The 8,835-nt window shown below is 70.5% G+C and carries 6 protein-coding genes; 3 read left to right on the forward strand and 3 right to left on the reverse strand.

Translation table 11 applies throughout. The features are described from left to right. Window positions 1–72 precede the first annotated feature (72 nt). Entirely contained in the window at window positions 73–615 is a 543-nt protein-coding gene (locus ACFVXC_RS40795) for an NUDIX domain-containing protein (RefSeq protein ID WP_389916619.1), read from the forward strand. Here ACFVXC_RS40795 and ACFVXC_RS40800 read toward each other — a convergent pair. Beyond that, window positions 606–2,987 carry a TIM-barrel domain-containing protein gene (locus tag ACFVXC_RS40800; protein ID WP_389916621.1) on the reverse strand — a complete coding sequence of 794 codons (2,382 nt, stop codon included), beginning with the start codon at window positions 2,985–2,987 and terminating at the stop codon, window positions 606–608. The genes ACFVXC_RS40795 and ACFVXC_RS40800 overlap by 10 nt on opposite strands. A 219-nt stretch (window positions 2,988–3,206) precedes the next feature. On the opposite strand from ACFVXC_RS40800, the gene ACFVXC_RS40805 reads away from it, so the two are divergent. Together ACFVXC_RS40805 and ACFVXC_RS40810 are read left to right on the forward strand one after the other, a co-directional pair. Next, the gene (locus ACFVXC_RS40805; RefSeq protein ID WP_389916623.1) at window positions 3,207–5,189 is read left to right on the forward strand and encodes an acetoacetate--CoA ligase; all 1,983 of its coding nucleotides are present in this window, start codon (window positions 3,207–3,209) and stop codon (window positions 5,187–5,189) included. A 76-nt stretch (window positions 5,190–5,265) separates the two neighbouring features. Continuing rightward, entirely contained in the window at window positions 5,266–6,159 is an 894-nt protein-coding gene (locus ACFVXC_RS40810) for a hypothetical protein (RefSeq protein ID WP_389916625.1), read from the forward strand. Window positions 6,160–6,216: 57 nt separating this feature from the next. Here the strand turns inward: ACFVXC_RS40810 and ptsP are convergent, their stop codons facing one another. Both ptsP and ACFVXC_RS40820 read right to left on the reverse strand, forming a co-directional pair. Further along, window positions 6,217–7,887: a phosphoenolpyruvate--protein phosphotransferase gene (gene ptsP / locus ACFVXC_RS40815; protein WP_389916627.1), complete on the reverse strand. Its 1,671-nt coding sequence runs from the start codon at window positions 7,885–7,887 to the stop codon at window positions 6,217–6,219. 77 nt (window positions 7,888–7,964) lie between these two features. After that, window positions 7,965–8,414 (reverse strand): PTS glucose transporter subunit IIA, encoded by a 450-nt coding sequence (locus tag ACFVXC_RS40820; protein WP_389916629.1) that lies wholly within the window; start codon window positions 8,412–8,414, stop codon window positions 7,965–7,967. Between the last annotated feature and the right edge of the window lie 421 nt (window positions 8,415–8,835).

An 8,835-nucleotide genomic window follows, 5' to 3' on the forward strand; every position in this document is an offset into this window, starting at 1 on the left:
AACCCTGCATTTATCAGGATTCGGTCCCGGAGGGAAAGACCGTCACCGGAGTGATCGGATACAGTCCGCGGCGTGTCCGTACCTCCGTCACCCCCCTCGCCCCAGCCACCCACCCAGGGCTCGCACTGTTCCAACTGCGGTTCGCCCTACGGGGAACAGCTCTCGGCCTGGCCCCGCACCTGCCCCGCCTGCGGCACGGTCGCCTACCGCAATCCGCTGCCCGTAGCGGTGGCGCTGCAGCCCGTGTACGACACCAGGGGCACTGCCCTCGTCGTCGTGACCCGGACCATCGCCCCCGCGCGCGGGGCAGTGGCCCTGCCCGGAGGGTTCATCGACGACCGGGAGGACTGGCGGGCCGCCGTAGTCCGCGAGCTGGAGGAGGAGACCGGCATCAGCGCGGCCGCACGCGACGTACGCCTCGCGGACGCCCTCAGCTCCGCCGACGGCTACCTGCTGCTCTTCGGCCTCCTGCCCGAGCGCCCGGCCGCCGACCTGCCGGACCCGGCACCGACGGACGAGACCGAAGGCTGGCACCTGCTGCACCGCCCGGCCGAAATGGCCTTCCCGCTGCACACGTTGGCGGTACGCGCCCTGTTCGAAGGGCGCTACATCTGACGCTGCGAAACTCCCCGCACCGTCACCCGCAGCCCGACCTCGCCCGCGGCCTCCTCGCCATCGCGGCCGTCCCGCTCGACCATCACGCTTCCGCCGACCCACCGCGCGGCGAACCGCTCGATCTCCGGCTGCTCCCACCCGTCACCCGCGTCCCTGACCACCAGACCACCGCCCGTACGCCCCGGCGCCGGCGCCCACACCTCAAGTTCGAGCCCGCCGTCGGCGCCCCGCACCGGCAGCACCGCACCGGCACGCGCGAGCACCGGGACACGGGACAGCGGGGCCTCCAGAACTACACGGGCAGGCCCTTCGTACGCCCGGCCGGTCGCCGTGTCGTACCAACGGCCCGGTGGCAGCCGCACCGTGCGGCGGACCGCCCCCGGCTCGAACACGGGCGCCACAAGGAGGCAGTCCCCGAGCAGGAACGCGTCCTCGCAGTCACGCAGCGCACGGTCCTCCGGACTGCCCCACCACAAGGGCCGCACATACGGCGTACCCGTACGCCGCGCCAGATGCGCGAGCGTCACGAAGTACGGCAGCAGTCGCCGCCGTTCCACGAGCGCCACGCGCGCGTGCTCAAGCACATCGGGACCGAACTCCCAGGGCTCCCTGCGCCCGGCCCGCAGCGCGGCATGCGTACGGAACAACGGCAGATACGCACCGAGCTGGAACCACCGCAGATACAGCTCGGGCGACGGACTGCCGTCGAACCCGCCCACATCAGGACCCGAGTACGGCACGCCGCACAGCCCCAGGCCCAGGACAAGCGACAGGGACGCCCGCAGGCCGGGCCACCCCGTGGCCACATCCCCGGACCACGTCCCTCCGTAGCGCTGCATTCCCGCCCACCCGGAGCGCGAGAACAGGAACGGCCGCTCCTGGGGGTGCAGTTCGCACAGCCCCTCGTATCCGGCGCGGGCCATGCCGAGGCCGTACACATTGTGCGCCTCACGGTGGTCGCCACCGCGTCCCTCCAGTGAGTGCCGGGCCGAGCGCGGCAGTGTCGGCTCCCCGAAGGCGGCGAAGGACACCGGCTCGTTCATGTCGTGCCAGAAACCCGCGAACCCCTGGGCGAGCCGTTCCTTGTAGAGGCCGCCCCACCAGGCCCGCACCCGCGCGTCCGTGAAGTCCGGATAGACCGCGTCGCCCGGCCAGACGAGCCCGTGCACCTCCCGCCCCGCGGCATCCCGCACGAAGGCGTCCGCGGCTCTGCCACTGTCGTAGACCTCATTGCCCGGCTCCGCCTTCACCGCGGGGTCGACGATCGACACCAGGCGAACGCCGTCCTTGAGCAAGTCGTCGGCCAACTGCGGTATGTGGGGATAGGCCGCCTTGTCGACGGTGAACACCTGGTGCGCCTCGTAGTGATCGATGTCCAGATGGAGGGCGTCCAGAGGCAGCCCTCGCTCCCGGTAGCCCGCGACGATCCGCCGCACCTCCTGCTCCCCGCCGAAACCCCACCGCGCGTGATGGTGCCCCAGCGCCCACGAGGGAGGAAGCGCGGGCGGCCCCGTGAGCGAGGCCCAGGTGTGCAGCACGCGCGCGGGAGTGCCGACCATCACCCAGCACCGCAGCGGACCGCCGTCCATGCGCACCTCGCACGAACCCGCCCTGTCGTGCCCGGAACCCGCACCCACCTCCCCCTCCCGCAGCGCCACGGTGCCGTCCCAGGTGTTGTCGTGGAACACCAGATGACAGCCGGCATCGGCCACCACGAGCTGCACGGGCATGGTGATGTACAACGGGCCGTCACCAGGCCCGAACGATGTCCCCGGATCGGTGTTCCACAGGCGGTACGTCCCATTCCGCAGCCGAGGCCCCCGCGCGCGCCCCCCGAGCCCGAAGAACCGCGCGTCCGCCGCCACTTGCGAGCGCTGGAGCCAGCGCGCCGCGCCCCCGCCGACCGGCTCCCACCAGCGCGGCGGCAGATCGCGACGCAGCGTCACGCCGCCGGGCGTCTGCAACTCCACGGCGCCGAGCCGCGAGACGACCACCGTCGCCCGCTCCGACACCACCCGCCAGCCGCCCTCCTTGTCCGGCTCCAGGACGGCCCGCGGGTCCGCCTCGGGACTCCCGCTGACGAGCGCGTACGAAGGATCGGGCTCCGCACCGTCCCACCCCCAGAAGACGGCCCCACCCGTCGTGACCCGCACCCGCAGCTCGGAACGGGCGAACCGCACGACGCCGCCCCCCGGCCCAGGCTCCACGCCCGTCACCGGACCGGGCACCCGCGCGCGCTCCGCGCCCCGGGGGACGAGCGCGGCCGCGTCCACCCGCCGCCTACGCCAAGAGGACCGCACCGCACGCAACCCCTGCGCCGTACCGACCAAGCTGACCGCCTTCATCGAACGCACCAGGTCACGACCGTTCATGCTGCTCACCCTGCCACCGAAGAGGCCGCCCGTATGCATCGTTCAGCTGCCGTTCACCTGGGCCGACGGCACATAGTCGCCCCGCCGACTGTGTGAGGTCCGCCCTGGTGCCGAAATCGATCACGTGGCATCGTCCCTGTCAGCCGTGTCGCGCGCACAAACCAGCTCGCGCGCACCACACACGCATACGACGCGTACGTAAAGCCCGGGAGCCGCCCCATGTCCTCAGCGAACCCCTCACCGCTCTGGCAGCCCGACCAGGAACGGATCGCCGCAGCGCAGATCACGCGCTTCCAGGCATGGGCCGCCGAGCACCACGGAGCACCCGCCGACGGCGGCTACGCTGCCCTGCACCGCTGGTCCGTGGACGAACTGGACACGTTCTGGAAGTCGGTCACCGACTGGTTCGACGTGCGGTTCACGACGCCCTACGCGCGCGTACTGGGCGACCGCTCGATGCCGGGCGCCGAATGGTTCCCCGGAGCCACGCTCAACTACGCAGAACACGCACTGCGCGCCGCCGAGGACCCCGCCCGCGTGGACGACCCGGCCCTCCTCCATGTCGACGAGACCCACGAGCCGTCCGCCGTCACCTGGGGCGAGCTGCGCCGCCAGGTAGGCTCCCTGGCCGCGGAGCTGCGCACCCTCGGCGTACGCCCCGGGGACCGCGTCAGCGGCTACGTCCCGAACATCCCACAGGCCGTCGTCGCACTCCTCGCCACCGCGGCCGTCGGCGCCGTCTGGACATCCTGCGCCCCGGACTTCGGCGCCCGCAGCGTCCTGGACCGCTTCCAGCAGGTCGAACCGGTCGTCCTGTTCACCGTCGACGGCTACCGCTACGGCGGCAAGGAGCACGACCGCCGCGACGCCGTCGCCGAGCTGCGCCGCGAACTGCCCACCCTGCGCGCCGTCGTCCACATCCCACTGCTCGGGACAGAGGCTCCCGAAGGCGCCCTGGAATGGGCCGCCCTCACCGCATCGGACACAATTCCCGTCTTCGAGCCGGTCCCGTTCGACCACCCCCTGTGGGTGCTCTACTCGTCCGGCACGACGGGCCTGCCCAAGGCCATCGTCCAGTCCCAGGGCGGCATCCTGGTCGAACACCTCAAGCAGCTCGGCCTGCACTGCGACCTGGGCCCCGACGACCGCTTCTTCTGGTACACGTCCACCGGCTGGATGATGTGGAACTTCCTCGTCTCCGGCCTCCTCACCGGCACCACGATCGTCCTCTACGACGGCAGCCCCGGCTATCCCGACACCGGCGCCCAGTGGCGCATCGCCGAACGCACGAAGGCCACCCTCTTCGGCACATCGGCCGCGTACGTCATGGCCTGCCGCAAGGCCGACGTGCACCCGGCCCGCGACTTCGACCTCTCGACCGTGAAGTGCGTCGCCACCACGGGATCCCCGCTGCCGCCCGACGGATTCCGCTGGCTGCACGACGAGTTCGAGGACACCCCCGGCGGCCTGTGGATGGCCTCGGTCAGCGGCGGCACGGACGTCTGCTCCTGCTTCGCGGGAGCCGTACCCACCCTGCCCGTCCACATCGGCGAACTCCAGGCACCCGCCCTCGGCACGGACCTGCAGGCCTGGGACCCCCAGGGCAAGCCCCTCATCGACGGGGTCGGCGAACTCGTCGTCACCAACCCGATGCCGTCCATGCCCATCCACTTCTGGAACGACCCGGACGGCAGCCGCTACCACGACAGCTACTTCGACACCTATCCCGGCGTCTGGCGTCACGGCGACTGGATCACCGTGACCCCGCACGGCTCGGTGGTCATCCACGGCCGCTCCGACTCCACGCTCAACCGCCAAGGCGTACGCATGGGATCGGCCGACATCTACGAAGCCGTCGAACGCCTCCCCGAGATCCGCGAATCCCTCGTCATCGGCGTCGAACAGCCCGACGGCGGCTACTGGATGCCCCTCTTCATCCACCTCGCCCCCGGCGCCACCCTCGACGACGGCCTGCGCGACCGCATCAAACAGACGATCCGCGCCCAGCTGTCCCCGCGTCACGTCCCCGACGAGGTCATCGAGGTCCCCGCCATCCCGCACACCCTCACCGGCAAACGCATCGAGGTCCCGGTCAAGCGGCTGCTCCAGGGCACGGCACTGGACAAGGCGGTCAACCCCGGCTCGGTGGACAACCTCGACCTGCTCCGCTTCTACGAGGACCTGGCCCGCGAACGCTCCTGATCTCCGGCCAAGCCGCCGTTGTCAGTGCTCGCCGTTACTGTGAGTGAGCATTGATCGACGGACCGCAGGGGGAATCATGACGCGCACGCAACCCATCACCACGCGACGCGCACTACGCCGCGAAGTCGCCGGAACCATCGGCCTGTTGGCCGACGCGGACGACTTCGCGGCGATGCGCCGCTACCGCACCTTCACCTTCGACGACCACAAGACCTACCTCCGGCAGGCCGAAGGCCTCCTCAGGTCACTCGCGTCCGACGGCGGACACACCACCATCGCGCTCTTCGACCCCCAGGAGTTCGAGGAGTACTGCGCCGACACCGGCCTGAACCCCGACGCCCCCGCCAGCCGCACCCGCTTCACCGCGGAACTGGCAGCCACCGGACCCACCGTCCCGTACGACGGCCAGCCCCTTTCCGCACTCCTTCCCGACCTCGTCGACGAGGCGGTCCGCCGGGCCACCTGGGAGTACGCGACGATGCTCCTGGCCCGACTCGGCACCTGCGCGGTCTGCGGCGAGGACATCGGCCGAGACGCCTTCAGCCGGGCCTCGGACCTGCTCTTCCAACTCCTCGACAGCTCCGACCCCGGCACCCGGCACCTCGTCTGCAGCGTGCCGACCTCCCCGGAGACACTCCTCGCCGCACTGCACGCCGCACAGGACACCGACGGCAACGCGGTGCTCGACGAGACCGAAGCCCTGGAGTTCACCACAGTCCTCGCGGTCGGGATCGCCACCCACAGCGCCGCGGGCATGGTGATGCGCACCACCGCGGACGGCAGGCCCGACCGGGTCCAGGGCTGGCGCCTGCACGGCGAGCGACTGCTGCCCCTCACCGCCGCCGAGGTCTTCGACGCCTACTGCACCGACGCCGTGTCAGGAGACCTCGTCGCCCCGGAATCCGGCGTCGACTACTGCGCCGCACCGCCCATCGGGGACGACGGGTCCGAAGGAGGACACCGGCACTGAACGACGAGGGGCGCCCCACCCATGCCGGATGGAGCGCCCCTCACACACCTGATTCGGCTACTCGCCGGACAGAACCGCCTGCGCGGCCTTGCGGGCCTCCTCGGCGGTGTCCGCGGCACGCGCGGCGGAGGCCGCACGCTCGCACTGAGCCAGCGTGTACTTGCCCAGGGTCGCCCGCACGTAAGGAATGGACGCCGCACCCATCGACAGAGAGGTGACACCGAGGCCGGTCAGCACACAGGCGAGCAGCGGGTCGGACGCCGCCTCGCCACACACACCACAGCTCTTGCCCTCGGCCCTGGCCGCCTCGGCGGACAGCGAGACCAAGTCGAGCAGCGCGGGCTGCCACGGGTCCTGGAGCCTGGACACGGCGCCCACCTGACGGTCGGCCGCGAAGGCGTACTGCGCGAGGTCGTTGGTGCCGAGCGAGAGGAACTCGACCTCCTGGAGAATCGAGCGCGCCCGCAGCGCGGCCGACGGAATCTCCACCATGGCACCGAACTTGGCCTGCAGCCCCGCCTCACGGCACGCGTCGGCGAACGCCTTGGCGTCGATACGGTCGGCGACCATCGGCGCCATGACCTCGAGGTAGACCGGCAGTCCTTCCACGGCCTTGGCCAGCGCCGTCAGCTGCGTACGCAGCACATCGGGGTGGTCGAGCAGCGACCGCAGCCCGCGGACTCCGAGCGCCGGGTTCGGCTCATCGCCGGGCGTCAGGAAGTCGAGCGGCTTGTCGGCACCCGCGTCGAGCACACGCACGACGACGCGACCCTCGGGGAAAGCCTCGAGCACCTTGCGGTACGCCTCGACCTGCTTCTCCTCCGACGGCGCCTTGGTGCTGTCGTCGAGGAAGAGGAACTCGGTCCGGAAGAGACCGACACCCTCGGCTCCTGCCGCCACAGCCGCCGGCACATCAGCGGGACCGCCGACGTTGGCGAGCAGCGGCACCTTGTGCCCGTCGGACGTCGCACCCGGACCGGTCGACGCGGCGAGCGCCGCCCTGCGCTCGGCGGCCGACGCCTCGAGCTGAGCGCGCTTCTCGGCGGTCGGTTCGACGAAGATCTCACCGGTGCTGCCGTCCACGGCGACGACCGTGCCCTCGGCCAGCTCACCGGCGCCCGGCAGAGCGACGATGGCGGGGACACCGAGCGCCCGCGCGAGAATCGCGCTGTGACTGGTCGGCCCGCCCTCCTCGGTGACAAAACCGAGCACCAGCGCGGGGTCGAGCAGCGCGGTGTCCGCCGGCGCGAGGTCACGCGCGATCAGAACGTAGGGCTCGTCGCTGTCCGGGACACCGGGCATCGGAACCCCGAGAAGCCGGGCGACGATACGATTCCGCACGTCATCGAGGTCGGCCACGCGACCGGCCATGTACTCGCCGGCGCCCGCGAGGAGCTCGCGGTAGTGGGAGAACGCGTCATATATAGCGCGCTCCGCCGAGCTGCCGACGGTGATGCGCCGGTCGACGTCGGCGATGAGCTCGGGGTCCTGAGCGATCATGGCCTGCGCCTCGAGCACCGCCTGAGCCTCACCGCCGGCCAGGTTGCCACGCGCATTCAGGTCGGCCGCCACGGCTTCCACCGCCTGGCGAGCGCGCCCCTGCTCGCGCTCCGAGTCCTCCGCGGGAATCTGCTTGGCGGGCGGTTCGAGCACCGCCGTCCCCATATGCCGAACTTCGCCGATCGCCACACCGTGGCTCACGCCGACGCCTCGCAGCGTTGTCTCCATTGCACCCGTCTCCGATAGAGCGACGGGCCCAGCCGCCGCGGTGGATGTCGCATCTGCCGTCAGGGACGGCGATGACGTCACTGCCAGCTGAAGAGAGCGTCCCCAGCCTTGACGTCCCCATCCTCCACGAGGCTGGAGAGGGACTCGGCAGTGGCCTCGAGTGCCACGATCGGACAGATCGGAGACTTGCCGGCCGCCTCGACGGCCGCGGGGTCCCAGCGCACGATGGACTGACCGCGCTGCACGGTGTCACCCTTGTTGACGAGCAGCTCGAAGCCCTCGCCGTTGAGCTGGACCGTGTCGATGCCCAGGTGTGTCAGCACGCCATGGCCTTCGTCGTCGACGACGACGAAGGCGTGGGGGTGGAGCGAGACGACGATGCCGCCGACGGGGGCGACAGCCTCGGAGGGCTCGCGCGCGGGGTCGATGGCGGTGCCGGGCCCGACCATCGAGCCGGAGAAAACGGGATCCGGCACGGCGGAGAGCCCGATGGCGCGTCCGACAAGCGGGGACGTCACGGTGGTCATGGCAAGCCTCCCAGGGGGTGGAGAGTCGTAGCCGCCGTCACTACTTGTCCTGGACGACGCACTGTGCAGAAGAGTAAGTCATAAAAAGTCCCGGTTCCGCGCGAGAGGTCCCGGTTGACTGAGTAGGGGCACTGCACAAACGATTTGCTCCGGCCCAACGCCCCATGTACAGTCGGACTCCTGCCTGAGGCGAGCGACGCGATCAAGCGTCCGGACTCGGCGGCATCTATCAAGTCAGATCCTAATCCCTGGGTCAGCTTCTGCGTGCTCGCAGATGAGTGGTCAGGGAGTCGAAAAAGACCTGATAGAGTTTGGAACACAACGAAGGAAGCGCCCGGAGGAAAGCCCGAGAGGGTGAGTACAAAGGAAGCGTCCGTTCCTTGAGAACTCAACAGCGTGCCAAAAGTCAACGCCAGATATG

This window comes from Streptomyces sp. NPDC058257 (genome assembly GCF_042881845.1).
Classification (GTDB): domain Bacteria; phylum Actinomycetota; class Actinomycetes; order Streptomycetales; family Streptomycetaceae; genus Streptomyces.